The sequence below is a fragment of the Streptomyces sp. NPDC057702 genome (assembly GCF_042799315.1).
Taxonomy (GTDB): Bacteria; Actinomycetota; Actinomycetes; order Streptomycetales; family Streptomycetaceae; genus Streptomyces.
In genome coordinates this window covers 137,756-153,422 of sequence record NZ_JBHVJC010000023.1, presented here as the reverse complement: position 1 = coordinate 153,422, position 15,667 = coordinate 137,756, and the positions used below count along the sequence as shown (strand labels likewise).

The window sequence follows — 15,667 nt, the reverse complement described above, 5'->3', positions numbered from 1 at the left end:
GTCCCCCGGCCCGTTGCGCGGGCCGGGGGACGTCGGTTGCCGGGTCGCCCGGCCACCCCTCCTGTCCCGGGCCGGCCGACCGGCCCGGGACAGGAGTCGGGAACCTCCGGGCGCCGGCGGGCGGGTGGCGGCCACCGGCCGGTCTCCCCCGCCGTGCCGCACCGCGCGGTGCCGAGGCTCGCCCGGCGCGCGGCCCGCTCGTCGCCCGGGCGGCTCAGCGGCGGTGGGTGATCCGCACGTCGTGGACCTCGACCTCGCCGTAGTTGCTCGCGTCGCACGGGGTGGAGTTGGTGCAGTTGGCCTGGGTGTAGGCGCCGGTCTTGAAGTAGTTGGTGGGGTCGACGTGGTCGATGGTGGTTTCCAGCTCGCCGTTGACGTACACGCGGATCTTGCCGTCGGCCACCACGTACCGCACCTCGAAGACCGTGCCCAGTCGGTAGTCGTCGGTGATCAGGTGGTAGCGGGAGGTGTCGCCCTTGGTGACGTAGAGCTTCGTGCCGTCCAGGCGGATCACGAAGGCGTCGTCGTCACCGGCGTGCACCTGGGCGCCGACGACCTGCGGCTTGTCCTTCGGGAGGTGGGTGAACGCCTCGCGGACGGTCAGGGTGTGGCGGCCGGAGGTCGACGACCACTCGATCTCGTCGCCGCCGCCGCGCCGCATCTCCCGCAGTTCGGCGCGCGGGTAGTTCGAACCGCTGGTGGTGACGCCGTTGACGGGGGCCCGGAAGCGCACGGCCCGGCCGGAGTCGGCGACGGTGAAGTAGGGGTCGTGCGCGTAGCCGTCGAGCTCGGGCTGGCGGATCTCGGTGGGTGCCTCGTCGCCGCCGACGGGCAGCGTCAGCTTCCAGTCGCCGAGGTCGAGCACGTCGGAGGGCAGTTCGGCGCCGCCGCCCGGCGTGCTGGCCCCGGTGGCGGGACCGGTGTGGTCGGCGGCGGCCTGCACCGGGGCCGGCGCGAGGAGCGCGGTGAGCACCGCGACGGGCAGCGCGGACGCCAGGGCCACGCGGCGGCGCGTGCTCGGGCTGGGGCGTGACGTGCGGGGGGGTATCACGGGTGGGCCTCCATCGTCGTCGGGGGCGCCGGCGCGCGGGTCGGCCCGGGGTGCGGCCGGGGCACGCGGCGTGTCGGGGCGACCGTACGAAGGGGCCGTGGGGAGGGGTCCCCACGACGGCCGGGCAGGCTGGTCAGCCCAGGTCGTCGTCCATCAGGTCCAGGTCCGGCGGCACCAGCGTGGTCGAGGCCACCAGCCCCCTGAGCAGGTTGTGCAACAGGCTGTTGTCGGAGGGGCGTTCCTCGGGGTCGTCGTGCATCAGCGGGTACGTGAACCCGGTCTGGTGCAGGCGGCGGCGGACGGCCTCCACCCGGTACTCGATCCTGCGGGCGGTCCAGCCTCCCGCCGGGCGCAGATAGCGCAGCTGTTCGGCGGCCCGGCCGTAGGTGAGGGGGCGCGGCTCCGGCTCGTACTCCAGGTAGTGCTGGCCGAGCACCACCAGCAGCAGCCGTTCGTCGTCGCTGAGCGGCCAGCGCGTGGGCCGCACGGTGTCCGCGCGGCGGCTGGAGACCGGTCCCTGGTCGTCGTGGTCGGACACGTACAGCTCGACGAGGTGTTCGCGGTGGCCCGAGCCCTGGACGAACAGGGGCGTGTAGCCGGTGGCGAGCGGCATCGGTTCGGAGCTGCTGTGCATCATGCGGCCCCGGGGCAGCCGGACGAGCTGCTGCCCGGTGTTCCGCAGCCACCAGCCCCCCGTGTGGAACGTCAACTCGCCGTGCCGGCGACTCACCCGGCGGTCGTCCACGCCGACGCCGAGGTCCGTGCCCGGCTTCTCGCCGCGCCCGAAGCGCACCGTGAGGCCCGGGCGCGGCGGGGCGGTGAGGTCCCCGCTGACCGTCCGCGCGTGCAGGGTGCCGGGCCGCCCCGGCGGGACGCCGCGCGCCAGGCTGTCGAAGCCGCTCATCGCCGTCTCCTTGTGATCGTCCTGTCGCCCGAACGAGGCGGTCCGGCCATGCTCCACCCGTCGCGCCGGGACCCCTCCCCACGGCCCGCGAGGCACCGGGCCCCGCCGTCGAAGAGATGCCCCCGGCGAAGTCAACTCCCAGTCTGACACGGGAACTTGACGTTCCGCCGTGCCGTCGCTCGTCGTCCTTTCGGCCAGGCGTTCGGCGGATCGAGACAGGTGGGCGCGTACGGGTGGACACGCGGCCCCGGCGAATGCGGGAGAAACGGAGAGTGCCGACACCGGCACGCAGTACATTCGGTCCGCGTTCCGACACCGGCGGCGTTGTCGACCTTGGGTGAGGGGAGTGCCGTTGTGCGCCCGGGGGAAATGGTGGGCAAGTACAGGCTGACGCACGGTCCCATCGAGGGTGGTCAGGGCACCGTCTGGTTCGCCCGGGACACCAAGCTCAACCGCGAGGTCGTCCTCAAGCACGGCCGGGCGGGCGAGGGCGACCAGGCCGCGTTCGGCGAGCTGTACGCCGAGGCGCGCGCGTTGGCGAAGTTCAACCACCCCCATGTGGTCACCCTCTACGACGCCGTCCAGACCGGCCCCGGCAAGCGGGCCACGTTCTGGCTGGTCATGGAGTACGTGAGCGGCGGCAGCCTGGACGTACCGGCCAAGCTCGCGCCCGAGCACGTGGCGGGCGTCGGTGCCCAGATCGCCGACGCGCTGGCCGCGTTGCACTCCGTGGGCCTGGTGCACTGCGACGTCAAGCCCGGCAACATCGTGATCACCGAGTCGCGCCAGGCCAAGCTGGCCGACTTCGGCGCCGCCTACCGGGTGGACTCCAGCGCGACGATCACCCCCAACGGGCCGATCAGCCTCACCCCCGCCTACGCGGCACCCGAGGCGTTCCGGGGCGCGCCCGAGCGGGCCTCCGACGTCTTCTCGCTCGGCGCCACCCTGCACAGGCTGGTCGCCGGGACCGAGCCGCTACGGGGCCCGGGCAACGCGGTTCAGCTGGAGTCCGTCGGCCCGCGGACCGGACCGCTGGGCCCCCTGCTCGCCGCCATGTTGCACAGCGACCCGCGGGCCCGGCCCACCGCCGCCGCCGCGCGCCAGGCGCTGACCCGCCTCGCGGGCGGGGCGCACGACGTCGCCACCCTCCCGCTGGACCTGCCCACCCGCCGCGACCCGCTGCCCTCGACCCGGCCCCAATCGGTGCCGGGCCGGCCCTCGCGCACCCCGCGGCCACGCCCCTGGGTGGTGGCGGCGGGGGCGGCCGTGGCGGCGTTGGCCATCGCCGTACCGGTCCTGCTGTCGGGGCTGGCCGACGACGGGGGCGAGGGGGGCACGGGGCGCGACGAGGGGGCCGCGTCGGCGCCGGGCCGGACGGCCTCCGGCGCCCCGGCCTTCATCGGCGACCCCCGCACGGCCAACCCGTGTGCCCTGCTGGACGCCAGGGCGTTCCCCGCCTACGAGGACGCCGACATCGACCCGCACCAGGGCAACTTCAACCGCTGTGACGTCCTGCTGCTGGAGCGGCAGGACGACGTGGTGGACGTCAGGGTCGAGCTGGACGCCGACGACCTGCCGGAGGACGGGGAGCGGCACACCACGGGCCGGGTCATCGTGGTCAAGCCCCCGCCCGAACGCGACCGGTGTGAGCGGGCCCTGTCGGTGACCGGCGCCCGCGCGAGCAGCCTGCGGATCACGGTGGCGGCGCGCGAGCCCGACCGGGTCAGACAGCGGCTGTGCGAGACCGCCGACATCGCCACCCGCATCGCGGTCGCCACCCTCAACGACGGGGAGGTGCCACGGCGTGCGAAGAGGCTGGACGACGCGTCGCTGGCGCACCGTGACGCGTGCACCCTGTTGGACGTGACGGCGCTGGCCAAAGTGCCCGGCGTCGACGCCCACGACCCGGAGGCCGGGTTCGGCGACTGGTCCTGTCAGTGGCAGTCCACCACCGGCGACGTGGAGGTGGACCTCCAGTTCGAGCAGGGCCGGATACCGAGCGGGGACGAGACCGAACGGACCAAGGTCGACGGCCGGCAGGCGGTCGTCATCCCGAACAGCGCGGGCTCCGGCACCTGCCGCGTCGAGGTGGTGCACCGCCCCTACACGGGCCTGGACCGCAAGCAGGGCACGGAACGGGCGGCCCTCGTCGTCAAGGGCGACGACGCCAGGAAACTCAGGCCGTGCGTGCTGGCGCGGGACCTGGCACGGTCGGCGATGGAGTCCCTGGCCACGGGCTGAACGGTGGCCCCGGCGGGGCGGGGGCGTGCTGCTCGCCTGGGCGACGGGCCGAGCCGTGGGGGCTGGCCGAGCCGTGGGGGCGGGCTGTCGCGCGAGGGGGCGGGCTGTCGCGGGGCGCGGGTTGGCTCCCGCGGGAGGGGGGCTGGCTGCCGCGGGGAGGGGACTGGCTTTCGCGGGGCGCGGGTTGGCCCCCGCGGGAGGGGGCGTCGCGCGGGGAGGGGGCCGGCCGGGCGGCTGTGGTCGCGCTGCCGCGCGGGTGGGTGGCTGGCCTCCGCGGCGGGCTGGCTGGCGGGCTGGTTGTCGTCTGGCTGGCGCGGAGTGGGTTCGCGGGGTGGGGGGTTGAGGGGTGCCGTCGGTGGTGGGACGGGTGGTGGGTGGGCTGTCGCGTCGGCCGCGCGGGCTCAGTCCTCGTCCGCCCTGAGCAGGGCCTCGGCGACCAGGCGGGTGGCGAACTCGCGGTCCTCGGTGATGCGGTTGATGTGCTCCGCGAGCAGGAAGGCGGTGACCTCCAGCGGCGTCATCTCGGCCTCGGTCCACTGGCCGTACTGCTCGCGCCACAGGCTCGGGCTCAGATCGGAGCCCGCCGCGACGACCAGGCCGGCCATGGTGGGGATGGCCTCCGGGCGGACGCTGCCGGTCATCATGCGCATCGTGGCCACCAGGTTGGGCAGCACGTACTCGATGACGTCCTTGTCGTGGTCCTCGTACGCGGCCCGCAGCCATCTCACGTACATGTAGATGAGCGTGCACGTGCCGTCCAGCACGGCCTTGGCCTCCGCCGGCTCCAGGGAGTCGGTGAACTGGTCGGTCAGTGCCCGCTCTTCGGCGTCGGCCTCCGTCCTGCCGTCGTAGACGCTCTTCAGTCGAGAGTCGATCACCAGCAGCGCGGAGCCCACATCGCCGGCGGGCGCGTACCGGGGGTCGCAGGGCGATGACACAGGAATCCTCCTCAACCGACCGCGCCGGGTAGCGCGGCGTGTTCGTACAGTAGCTCTCCGGCGCCGGGGCGGCCCGGCGAATCCCGGCACCACGACCGGAGTCGAGCGCCCGGGACACCCCCCGGCCAGCGCTCGGCCATCCCCCGGCCGCACCAGCCTCCCCCGCCCCCGCCGTACTCCGCCCCGATCACCGCGAACGACGCCGGCGCCCCGCAGCACCCCCCGGCGCCCCCGCCCCCTCGGGCGCCGCGCGGCGGCTCCGGTCGCGTTCCGGTCGACCGGTTCACACCCCTGACACCCTTACGGGGTGGTGTAGTTGGCGACTCGGGGAACGCCTACGGCCGACCCCGGTTTCCGTCGGTCCGGGGCAGGGGGACGAATGGACTGGGTGACGACACTGCGCACGGGCTGCGTGGCGATCGCGGGGGTGCTCGTCTTCCTCGTCTACCGGTGGTCGAGCTACCCGGGCTCGTGGGCCTCGATGTTCAGCGTGGAGTACGCGGGGCCACGCGCCGCGCTGGCCAGCCGCCGGCGGACGTTGCGGAGGGCCGAGCGGGCCAGCCGTGGGCGGCGGAACGCGGCGGCCAGGGACGTCGAGCAGGCCGAGTCCGCCTACCGCGACGCGGTCGACGCCGCCGAGCGGCTGGTGGCGAGCCTGCGGCAGGACACGCCCGGCAGCCGGGTCACGGGCCTGGGCCGGATCGCCGTACACGAGCACGCGGTGCGCGTCTTCGACGAGGACGGTCCGCTGGACGCGACGGGTCGGCACCGGACCCCCGCCGGGGGCGCCAGCACGGACCTGCCCCTGGTCGGCCTGACCGTCACGTGCACGGCGGCCCACGAACCGTCGGGGATGAGCCTGACCCTCACGTCGGAGTCCGGTACGACGGTCCAGGTCGACTACCCGGACGCCGAGTACCCCGAGCCGAACGTCCGCCAGTTCGCGCTGGACGCGGCGAACGCCGCCGTCCGGGCGCGGGCCGCCCAGACGGGGCGCGCGGAGCGGATCGCGAGGGCGGAGGCCGAGCTGGCCGAGGCGCGCGGGGCGACCCAGGACATCGAGGCCGCCCGCGAGCGGCGGCGCGAGGTGACGGCGGCGGAGAACAGTGACTCCACCGTCTCCACGGCGCGGGCCGCGCTGGCGGAGCAGTGGGACACCTGGGAGACGATCACGGGCCACCGCCCGGGGAGGTAGCGCGCCCCTCCCGGCAGCCGCCGCTCTCATCAACCGGGCGCTCGCGGAGGCGAGGGAGGCGTAACCCCCGGACGGACGCGGCGGCGGGGCGGACGCGGGGGGCCGAGTTCCGGTCAGGAGCGGGGGTGTCGCGAGGGCGCGCCCGACCCCGAGGGGCTCCCGGCGGGCTGGGCGGGCGGCGCCGACCCGGCGGTCCGCGTGGGGGTGTTGGGTGGCAGGTGGTGGGGCTGCCGGCCGTGTGGTGGGTGGGGAGCGATGACGTCGCGGGGGCCCGGGAGACCGGTGGTCGCGCCGTTCGGCAAGACGGCACAAAAGGCCATGTCGGTCATGGACGGCACCGTATCCGGACTATCGCCGGCCACCTAGATTTGCGACCGCGCGACAGGGCCCGCAGACGGGCGGCGCCGGGGCGACCACGAGGCGACCGGCTGGAGCGCACCGGACCGTCTGGTGCGGCGGAGGTGCGCGGTGCGAACGGGAGGGCGAGCGATGGTGACCCTTGGCGTGGAAGAGGAGTACCTGTTGGTCGATCGGATGACCGGGCGTACGGCTCCGCATGTGAAAGCGGTGCTGGCGACGGCGGAGTTGGAGCCACTGGTCGCCGCGCGCGAGGTGCAGTCGGAGCTGTTGCAGGCGCAGGTCGAGGTCGCCACGCCGGTGTGCCACACCGTGTCCGAGGCCGGGGAGCACCTCCGGCGATTACGGAGCGCCGTCGCGCGGGCGGCGCACCCGCACGGCAGTCGCCTCATGGCCAGCGGCACCCCGCCGTTCCCGGAGGACCTGCCGGTGCCGGTGACCGACGACGCCCGCTACCAGGCCATCCAGCGGCAGGCCCCGCAACTGGTGGCGGAGCAGCTCGTCAACGGCATGCACGTCCATGTCGCGGTGCCCAGCCGGCGGGTGGGCGTCGCCGTGCTCAACCGTCTCCGGGTGCGGCTGCCCACGCTGATCGCCATGGCGGCGAACTCGCCGCTGTGGCAGGGCGGGGACACCGGGTTCGCCAGTTGGCGCACCGTCGTCTTCGGCCGCTGGGGCGTCAGCGGCATGCCCCCGCACTTCGCCGACGAACGGGACTACGACGCCCGCCTACGACGGCTCCTGGACACCGGTGTCATCAGCGACGCGGGACAGATCTACTGGCAGGTGCGGCTGTCCGAGCGGTATCCGACGGTCGAGGTGCGCTCCCTGGACGTCCAGCTCCGCGCGGACGACGCGGCGATGTTCGCGGGCCTGGTGCGCGCGCTGGTCAACACCGCCGTGGCCGAGGCGGACACACGGGCGCCGCTGGCGGAGGCGGGCCCGGAGATGGTGCGGCTGGCCACCTGGCAGGCCGCCCGACACGGGCTGAGTGGCGATCTCCTCGACCCACTGGGGCGGCGCCGGCGCGCGGGCGAGGTCGTACGCGAGCTGCTGGACCACGTGGCACCCGCGCTGGCGGCGGCCGGCGACGCGTACGAGGTCACCGCCTGGGCCCACCGGCTCCTCGCGGACGGCACCGGCGCCGACCGACAACGCCGCGCCCTGTCCGACGGCGGCCTGTCCGCCGTGCTGGAACTGATCACCGAGGCGGGCGCCACCCGGTAACGGCGCCGCCGGGTAGCCGTCCTGAGGTGGTGGCCGCTCGGGGGGCGGCCGGGGTAGTCGCCTCGGGGCGAGGGCCGGGGCGCGGCCTCTCGGGGCGGCGGCCCCTCCGTGTACGCCGCCGGCGCGGGGTGCCGGCGGCGTACACGGGCGGTGGCGGGCGCTTGGGCGTTGGCGAGGGCCAGGCATGGGCGTTGGCGAGGGCCAGGGCTTGGGCGGCGGGGTGGCGGGCCCGCGCGGCGGGGCGGGTGTGGGCGGGGGGGGGTGCCGGCGAGCGCGGGCCGTCGCGTCGGGTGGGCGCGGACGTGGGCATGGGCGCGGGGGCGATGGTGGCGGTGGGACGTGCGCGCGGCGCGGGACCGGGGGGCGGGCACGGTGGGCGGACGCCGGGGTCGTGGTGCACAGGGTGTGCCCCGTGGCGTGTGCGGCTGCCGCGTCGGGGAGGTCGCGTGGGGTCCGGTGCGGGCCGGTCGCGGCGTGGGGTCGTCGGGTACGCCGTGTCGCGCGCGGTCGCCCCGGACGGGGGGCGCGCCCGACCAGCCGGCTACTCACCGTTACGGTCAGCTCGCGCGGGCAGCTCATCGTAAAAGGTGGTGTCGCGGGGTGTGACGCGCCGCGCCGACCCGCCATCGAGGCCGGGGCGCGCGGGGGTTCGCCGGGTGGATATCGGGCTGGTGGGCCGGGGTCCGAGGGCGCGCGTGACGGGCGTCCGAGGCCGGGCCGTCGCTCGCCGAGGGCCGGCCCACCCCCCGTACGCTGCGCGTTTCGCACGCCCGGCGACACTCCGCACACGTCTGGCCGCCCGTCCGGTCGCCCGCGCGGGGCACCGCGCTCGCCCGCTCCCCGACCGCCCGCGCGCGGCTTTCGAGGGGAGCGCCTCGGAGCCGCCATGGGGCGCGGAGGGAAGCGCGTGCATCCGAAGGGGGTGCCGCACCTGACCCTCAAGCTGTCACAGTGTGTTGCCAACGAATGCGTAACGTGATGAAGCGTTGGCCCGAGCTTGATCGCGTGGCGCGTCCGAGACGGCCCTTTTCGTGAAGCGAGAGGTCAGGTCATGACGATCGAGACGGACCCGGCGGTGGCCGGGCAACCCCCCGGCCGAGCGCGGGAACAGGAACAGCTCAGCCTCGCCACCCAGGCGGCGCGCAACCTCGCGACCACCACCAAGACCGAGCCCCAGATGCAGGGGATCAGCTCCCGGTGGCTGCTGCGCAAGCTGCCCTGGGTCAACGTGCCCGGCGGAACCTACCGGGTGAACCGCCGCCTGTCGTTCACCGTCGGCGACGGCAAGGTGTCGTTCGTCAAGAGCGGTTCGACGATCACCGTCGTCCCCGAGGAGCTGGGCGAACTGCCCCTGCTGCACGGCTTCGACGACCGCGCGGCCCTCGTCGCGCTGGCCGCCGCCTTCACCCAGCGGGAGTTCGAGCCCGGCCAGGTCATCGTGGCGGAGGGCCGCCGCGCCGACCACGTGTACCTGATCGCGCACGGCAAGGTGGAGCGGATCAGGCCCGCGAAGTACGACGGCGAGACGGTCGTGGGCCGACTGTCGGACGGCGACAGCTTCGGCGGCAACGTCCTGGCGGGCGCCGACGACAGCTGGGACGCCACGGTCCGCGCGGTGACGGCGACGACGGTCCTGGCGCTGTCGCACAGCGCGTACGCGACGGTCGCCGGCCAGCACGAGGCCCTGCGCGCGCACGTCGACCAGCGCGGCGCGGACGGCCAGCGGCCGACCAACCGGGCCGGCGAGGCCGAGATCGACTTCCTCTCCAGCCACCAGGGCGAGCCGCTGCTGCCGGGCACCTTCGTGGACTACGAACTGGCTCCGCGCGAGTACGAGTTGAGCGTGGCGCAGACGGTACTCAAGGTGCACTCCCGCGTCGCCGACCTCTACAACCAGCCGATGAACCAGACGCAGCAGCAGTTACGGCTGACCATCCAGGCGCTGCGCGAGCGCCAGGAGAAGGAGCTGGTCAACAACCCCGAGTTCGGGCTACTCCACAACACCGACTTCAACCAGCGCATCCCCACCCACTCCGGCCCGCCCACCCCGGACGACCTCGACGACCTGCTGAGCATGCGCCGTGGGACCCGGTACCTCTTCGCCCACCCGCGCGCCATCGCCGCGTTCGGCAAGGAGTGCAACAAGCGGGGCATCTACTTCGGCAGCGTCGACGTCGACGGGCACCACATCCCCGCCTGGCGAGGCGTGCCGCTCCTGCCGTGCGGCAAGATCCCCGTCTCGGACGACCAGACCTCCTCGATCCTCGCCATCCGCCCCGGGGAGGACAACGAGGGCGTCGTCGGCCTCTACCAGACCGGCCTGCCCGACGAGGTCGAGCCCGGCCTCAACGTCCGGTTCATGGGCATCGACGACAAGGCGATCATCTCCTACCTCGTCAGCACCTACTACTCCGCCGCCGTGCTCGTCCCCGACGCGATCGGCGTTCTCGAGAACGTCGAGGTACGCCCCCGTGGCTGAGCCCCCGGCACGACGCGTAGAGGAGGGCCGCACCGGTGTCACCCCTGCCTGACACGTCCGCGCTCGCCCCGCACGAGACCGCGGACCCGACGGTCACCGCCCCGGCCGCGGTGAGCCGGCACGGGGCGTGGTTCCCGCTCACCACCGGGCCCAGGGCACCGGAGCCGGCGAAGCCACCGGGACCGGCCGGGCCGCCGAAGCCGCTGCCAGCCGCCCCGGAGCCGGCGGACGCCCCACGGGTGCCCAGCCCCCCGGCGTCGGTGGGCTCCCCGAAGCCGGCCGGGGTGGCGGGGTCGACCGAGCCGCCGACGGCGGCGTGGCGGGGGCGCGGCCCGACCGGCCTCGGCACCTCCGCCGCCCGCGCCCTCCTCCCCCGGCCGGTGGCCGCCGTACCGACGGCCCCCGTTCCTCCCCAGCCTGTGGACGACGCCCCGGCGCGTCCCACCCAGGGGGCGGACCGAGCGGGCGCGCGAGGCCCGAGGCCACCGGTCGGGGGCCGGCCGCGCGCCGGCGACCCGATCCCCGGCCTGTACCACCGGCCCGCGGTGCCGGCCGACCCGGCCACGGTCGCCGAGGTGGACCGCAGACTCGACGTCTGGGCGCACGAGCTGGACCTGTTCCCGCCCGAGTGGGCGGGCGACTTCGCCGGGTTCCAGGTCGGCCGGGCGGTCACGCTGCAACACCCGGGCGCCGCGGACCTGGAACGTCTCGTGGTCGCCGGCAAGCTGCTGGTCGCGGAGAACGTCGTGGACGACTGCTACTGCGAGGACTACGGCGGCTCGCCCGTCGGACTGGGCGGTCGGCTCCTGATCGCCCAGAGCGCCCTGGACCCGCTGCACACCGCGAGCGGCTACCAGGAGCGGTGGCGGCAGGGGCTGGGCGAGGACGCCCCGCTGCGCTCCTACGCCGACGCCATCCGTGCCTACGCGCGGATCGCCAGCCCCAGCCAGGTCACCCGCTTCGTCCACGACGTGGCACGCCTCCACCTGGGGTATCTCGCCGAGGGCGCGTGGGCGCAGACCCACACCACGCCCGAGGTGTGGAAGTACCTGGTGATGCGGCAGTTCAACAACTTCCGGCCCTGTCTGTCGATCGTGGACGCGGTGGAGGGCTACGAGGTGCCCGAGCCGCTGTACGCCCGCCCCGAGACGCAGCGGGTGACCGCGCTGGCCTGCAACGCCACCACGCTCGTCAACGACCTGTACTCCTTCACCAAGGAGATGGCGCTCGACAGGCACCACCTGAACCTCCCGGTGGTGATCGCCGCCGAGGACGGCCGTGGCCTGCGGGAGGCGTATCTGAAGGCCGTCGACATCCACAACGAGATCATGCGCGCCTTCGAGGACGAGGCCGCCGCCCTGGCCGCCGGGAACCCGCTCCTGGCCCGCTACACCGCCGGGCTCGCCGCCTGGGTGGCCGGCAACCACGCATGGCACCACACCAACACCTACCGCTACTCCCTGCCCCACTACTGGTGAGAGAGAAGACAACCGCATGACCACCACAGCGCACCGCACGAACGCGGCGGCGCCCCTGGCCGGCAGCCCCTACCAGCGGTCCGTCGCCGCGTACTGGAACCGTGAGCGCAATCCCGTCAACCTCCGACTGGGCGAGGTCGACGGCTTCTACCACCACCACTACGGCATCGGGGAGGTCGACTGGTCGGTCCTCAAGGGGGCCGAGGAGACCCGTGACGAGCGGGTGACCGCCGAGCTGCACCGCCTGGAGTCCGCACAGGCCGACCTGCTCGCCGACCATCTGGGCGGCATCACCGCGGAGGACCGGCTGCTCGACTCCGGGTGCGGACGGGGCGGCGGCAGTCTGGTCGCCAACCGGCGCTTCGGCTGCCGCGTCGAGGGGATCTCCATCTCCGAGACCCAGGTGGACTTCGCCACCGCGCAGGCCGACCTGCACGGCGTGGCCGACAGCGTGCGCTTCCACGTCAGGAACATGCTCGACACCGGCTTCGAGACCGGCTCGTTCCGCGCCATCTGGAACAACGAGTCCACGATGTACGTCGAACTGTCGCTGCTGTTCGCCGAGTACGCCCGGCTGCTGCCGCGCGGGGGCCGGTACGTCACCATCACCGGCTGCTACAACGACACGTACGGGCTGCCCTCGCGGGAGGTCTCGACGATCAACGCCCACTACATCTGCGACATCCACCCTCGCTCCGCCTACTTCCGGGAGCTGGCGCGCCACCGGTTGGTGCCCGTCAGCGTGGTGGACCTGACCGAGGCGACCATTCCGTACTGGGAGCTGCGCGCCAGGTCCGCGCTGGCCACGGGCATCGAGGGCACGTTCCTCGACGCGTACCGGAACGGCAGTTTCCAGTACCTGTTGATCGCCGCCGACCGGGTCTGAGGCCACCGACGGTCGCGGGCGCGTGCCGGACCACCCCGACACGCGCCCCGCGCGGTCACCGGACGGGGAGGCGGGGACGCCGGGCGTGCCGGCGGAGCCGGGAGGCGAGCGTGAAGACCAGCAGGGCGGCCAGGGCGGCGAGTCCGATGGCCAGGGTCTCGGCGGTCAGGCGCGCCAGGTGCCGGCGCAGGCCGTCGAGGAGCGCGAACACCGTCAGGCAGCCGACGACGGTCGCCGCGACGCCGGGCCCCCAGTACCGGTGGCGCGTCCAGAACCACCGGGCGAGTGGCCAGCCGAGCAGCGGCGCGACCGACAGCGTCGGCTCGTCCAGAGCCCACAGGACGACGTACCCGACGGCACACAGCGCCCAGCACCCCGCCACCGCGAGCGCCGCCTCCCGCCACGAGACGCCGTCGGCCAGCGCGCCGCCGGCGCTCCCCGCCTCGTCGCTCACCCCGTCCACGGCTCTCCCTCCCGGCGGGTGCTCAGTGGCGCTTGAACTCCACCGGGCCGCCGTTCATCTCGATGGCCCCGTCGAGGTGCAGGACCGGCCGCCGCTCGGTCATACGCGCGCTGTACGCCTCGACGTGCTGGATGGCCGCCCCGTCGGGGGCGCCGAAGTCCACGAGGGCGATGGCGACCCAGTACCGGGTCCTGGCGTTCTCGAAGAGGGGGACGGTGACCGTGGAGCCGCGCCCGTCGGTGATGACGACCTTGGCGCCGAAGCTGCGGAAGGAGCCGTACCCGTTGCTGAGGGCGGAGTACGCGCACAGCAGGACGTACCCCTGCTCGTCGGGCCGCACGATGCGCACCGACTCGCGGCCGGGGGCGCGCGCGTCACCGTCGAGCCGGATGTACGGGGCGCTGGTCAGCGAACCGAGGTGCTTGTAGTAGACGACGTTCCTGGCCTTGCTCTTCTTGCCCTTGCCACCCTTGCCACCCTTGCCACCCTTGCCGCCCTTTTCCGGTTCCGCCGCGCCCGACGGGACCAGCGGCTCGCCCTGGGGCTTGTGTCCCGCCTTGACGAGGGTGCCGGGTGCGGTGGCGCCGCGCAGCGCCTTGCCGGCCGGTACGAACAGGGCGTACAGGTCGAGGTCGGCGCCCTGCTGGCGGCGCTGCTCGCTGCCGCCGTCCCACTCCAGCGTGGCCTCGAAGACGAGTTCGCGGTCGTGCTTGTCCAGGTCGATCGCGGCACGCCCGCCCTTTTGCAGACTGACGGTGCCGAGCGGGGGCTTGAGCAGGTTGGCGCGGGGCGCGGCGGGAGCCGGCGTGGCGGCGGGCGCGGGAGGTGCCTGGCCGGCCGGGCTCGGCGCGGGGGTCGCGGCGGGCGCGTCGGCGCTGTCGGTCTCGGGCTCCTCCGCCACGTCGATGCCGTAGTCGGTGGCGAGGCCGGCGAGGCCGCTCGCGTAACCCTGGCCGATGGCGCGGAACTTCCAGAGCGGGCCCCGGCGGTAGAACTCCGCCAGGAGTACGGCGCGCTCGCCGTCGGTCAGGTCGGGCTGGTGGAAGCGGATGGCCTCGGCGCCGGGTTGCTCGACCCGGATGACGACCTCCTTGACCCCACGGAAGGTGCGGCTGACGTCGTCGGGGTCGCAACTCCCCACCAACACCACCCGGTCCACGTCGGCGGGCAGGGCGGCCGGGTCCACCTCGATCCGCTCGGGCCCCGAGGCGTCGGCGGCGACGTGGCCTACCGCGTCGGACTCGGCCGACGGCTGGTTGTAGAAGACCATGTCGTCGTCGGAGCGGACCCTGCCGTCCGCGCCGACCAGCAACGCGCTCAGGTCCACCACGTCACCCACCGCGCGCAGCTCGGCGACGAGCCGTCCCGACGCGACCGCCGTGTTCCCACCCTTGCCCAGCTCCGGCATGCTCCCCGCCTCCACCGTCACTCCCCGACAACCGTGCCGCCAGCCTGCCACATAGCACGACAATGCGGCACTCTCGCCCCTATGGTCCCTCAGTCACCACCGCCACCAGAGGTTTCAGCCGGCCACCCACGCCCCACCTGGCAGGGGAGCGGGCACCCGTCCGCCGTACGCCGGGCCCGGGACGCCAGGCGCCGGGCGTCGGGCGTCGGGCGTCGGGCGTCGGGCGTCGGGCTGGGACGTGGGCGAGAGGCCGTGGGCTTCGGGCGGGCGGTGCACGGGGGTTGGGGGTGGGGGGTGGGGGTGTGAGCTGGGGTGTGGGCGTGTGGTCAGGGGTGCGGGATGGACTGGGGTGGGTTGGTCCAGAGTGCGGAGCGGTTGAGGGACTGGGGGCAGTGTCGGTAGACCTCGACGATGTCGATCTGGACGGCCAGGCGGGGGCGTTGGCCGTCGGTCGTCAGCGCGTCGAAGCAGGGCGCGTCGGTGAGGACGCGGGCGCGGCCGTTGACGCGCAGGATGTCGCGGCTGCCGGGCAGCAGGTAGAGCAGTCCGGCGTGCGGGTTGTCGAGGATGTTGTGCAGGCTGTCGCCGCGCCGGTTGCCGGGGCGTTCCGGCAGGACCAGCGTGCCGGGGTCGAGGACGTGCGTGAAGCCGGGGGCGCCGCCGCGCGGGGAGGCGTCGCACGCGCCGTGCGCGTCCGCCGTGGACAGCAGGCAGAACGGGGAGCGGGCGACGAAGGCCAGGTCGTCCTCGTCGAGACGGGCATGCACCTTGTCGATGACGATCGGGTGCGGCTCCCCCAGCAACTCCCGCAGCTCCGCGTGCGCGTGCGCGGGCAGGGCGACGTGCCCCGGCCGGCCGCCGGCCCCACCGGCGCGCCGCGTGGTCATCGCCGGTCCCGGTTCGTTGGACGAGGGCGTGCGGTGCTCCGTGGCCGTGGCGTCGGTCCTGTGAGGCAAGGCGTCTCCCGGTGGTGGCTGGCTCTGGGTGGCTGGTGGCTGGCTTCGCGGGGTGGGTGGTGGTGGCTTCGCGGGGTGAGTGGT

General features: G+C 74.4%; 12 protein-coding genes. 6 read left to right on the top strand and 6 right to left on the bottom strand.

Features of this window, described 5'->3' with window-relative positions:
* Nucleotides 1-214: 214 nt before the first annotated feature.
* Entirely contained in the window at nt 215-1,003 is a 789-nt protein-coding gene (locus ACFVFR_RS19315) for a polysaccharide lyase family 7 protein (RefSeq protein WP_383703121.1), read from the bottom strand.
* Between the two features lie 181 nt (nt 1,004-1,184).
* Nucleotides 1,185-1,955: an FHA domain-containing protein gene (locus tag ACFVFR_RS19310; protein WP_383703119.1), complete on the bottom strand. Its 771-nt coding sequence runs from the start codon at nt 1,953-1,955 to the stop codon at nt 1,185-1,187.
* Nucleotides 1,956-2,309: 354 nt separating this feature from the next.
* On the opposite strand from ACFVFR_RS19310, the gene ACFVFR_RS19305 reads away from it, so the two are divergent.
* Nucleotides 2,310-4,196, top strand: coding sequence for a protein kinase (locus ACFVFR_RS19305; protein WP_383703117.1), 1,887 nt, complete (start codon nt 2,310-2,312; stop codon nt 4,194-4,196).
* A 401-nt stretch (nt 4,197-4,597) separates the two neighbouring features.
* Here the strand turns inward: ACFVFR_RS19305 and ACFVFR_RS19300 are convergent, their stop codons facing one another.
* A complete protein-coding gene (locus tag ACFVFR_RS19300; RefSeq protein ID WP_383703115.1) occupies nt 4,598-5,134 on the bottom strand; it encodes a hypothetical protein in 537 nt (178 codons plus the stop codon).
* 388 nt (nt 5,135-5,522) lie between these two features.
* Between ACFVFR_RS19300 and ACFVFR_RS19295 the strand changes: the two genes are divergently transcribed.
* The 5 genes from ACFVFR_RS19295 to ACFVFR_RS19275 all read left to right on the top strand — a co-directional run bounded on the left by ACFVFR_RS19295 (nt 5,523) and on the right by ACFVFR_RS19275 (nt 12,756).
* Nucleotides 5,523-6,329, top strand: coding sequence for a hypothetical protein (locus ACFVFR_RS19295; RefSeq protein ID WP_383703113.1), 807 nt, complete (start codon nt 5,523-5,525; stop codon nt 6,327-6,329).
* 489 nt (nt 6,330-6,818) lie between these two features.
* Complete coding sequence (locus ACFVFR_RS19290) at nt 6,819-7,913, top strand: glutamate--cysteine ligase (RefSeq protein WP_383703111.1); 1,095 nt, start codon at nt 6,819-6,821, stop codon at nt 7,911-7,913.
* 1,051 nt (nt 7,914-8,964) lie between these two features.
* Complete coding sequence (locus ACFVFR_RS19285; RefSeq protein WP_383703109.1) at nt 8,965-10,392, top strand: family 2B encapsulin nanocompartment shell protein; 1,428 nt, start codon at nt 8,965-8,967, stop codon at nt 10,390-10,392.
* Between the two features lie 203 nt (nt 10,393-10,595).
* Nucleotides 10,596-11,870 (top strand): family 2 encapsulin nanocompartment cargo protein terpene cyclase, encoded by a 1,275-nt coding sequence (locus tag ACFVFR_RS19280; RefSeq protein ID WP_383703134.1) that lies wholly within the window; start codon nt 10,596-10,598, stop codon nt 11,868-11,870.
* 16 nt (nt 11,871-11,886) lie between these two features.
* Nucleotides 11,887-12,756: a geranyl diphosphate 2-C-methyltransferase gene (locus tag ACFVFR_RS19275; protein ID WP_383703107.1), complete on the top strand. Its 870-nt coding sequence runs from the start codon at nt 11,887-11,889 to the stop codon at nt 12,754-12,756.
* A gap of 55 nt (nt 12,757-12,811) precedes the next feature.
* Here ACFVFR_RS19275 and ACFVFR_RS19270 read toward each other — a convergent pair whose 3' ends face one another.
* The 3 genes from ACFVFR_RS19270 to ACFVFR_RS19260 all read right to left on the bottom strand — a co-directional run bounded on the left by ACFVFR_RS19270 (nt 12,812) and on the right by ACFVFR_RS19260 (nt 15,583).
* A complete protein-coding gene (locus tag ACFVFR_RS19270) occupies nt 12,812-13,219 on the bottom strand; it encodes a hypothetical protein (RefSeq protein ID WP_383703105.1) in 408 nt (135 codons plus the stop codon).
* A gap of 22 nt (nt 13,220-13,241) precedes the next feature.
* Nucleotides 13,242-14,627: a TerD family protein gene (locus ACFVFR_RS19265; protein WP_383703103.1), complete on the bottom strand. Its 1,386-nt coding sequence runs from the start codon at nt 14,625-14,627 to the stop codon at nt 13,242-13,244.
* Between the two features lie 326 nt (nt 14,628-14,953).
* The gene (locus ACFVFR_RS19260; protein WP_383703101.1) at nt 14,954-15,583 is read right to left on the bottom strand and encodes an MSMEG_1061 family FMN-dependent PPOX-type flavoprotein; all 630 of its coding nucleotides are present in this window, start codon (nt 15,581-15,583) and stop codon (nt 14,954-14,956) included.
* Nucleotides 15,584-15,667: the final 84 nt, after the last annotated feature.

Coding starts and splice junctions, on each gene's coding strand:
- ACFVFR_RS19310 (WP_383703119.1), bottom strand. CDS start 1,955: ATGAGCGGCTTCGACAGCCTGGCGCGCGGCGTCCCGCCGGGGCGGCCC.
- ACFVFR_RS19290 (WP_383703111.1), top strand. CDS start 6,819: ATGGTGACCCTTGGCGTGGAAGAGGAGTACCTGTTGGTCGATCGGATG.
- ACFVFR_RS19285 (WP_383703109.1), top strand. CDS start 8,965: ATGACGATCGAGACGGACCCGGCGGTGGCCGGGCAACCCCCCGGCCGA.
- ACFVFR_RS19275 (WP_383703107.1), top strand. CDS start 11,887: ATGACCACCACAGCGCACCGCACGAACGCGGCGGCGCCCCTGGCCGGC.
- ACFVFR_RS19265 (WP_383703103.1), bottom strand. CDS start 14,627: ATGCCGGAGCTGGGCAAGGGTGGGAACACGGCGGTCGCGTCGGGACGG.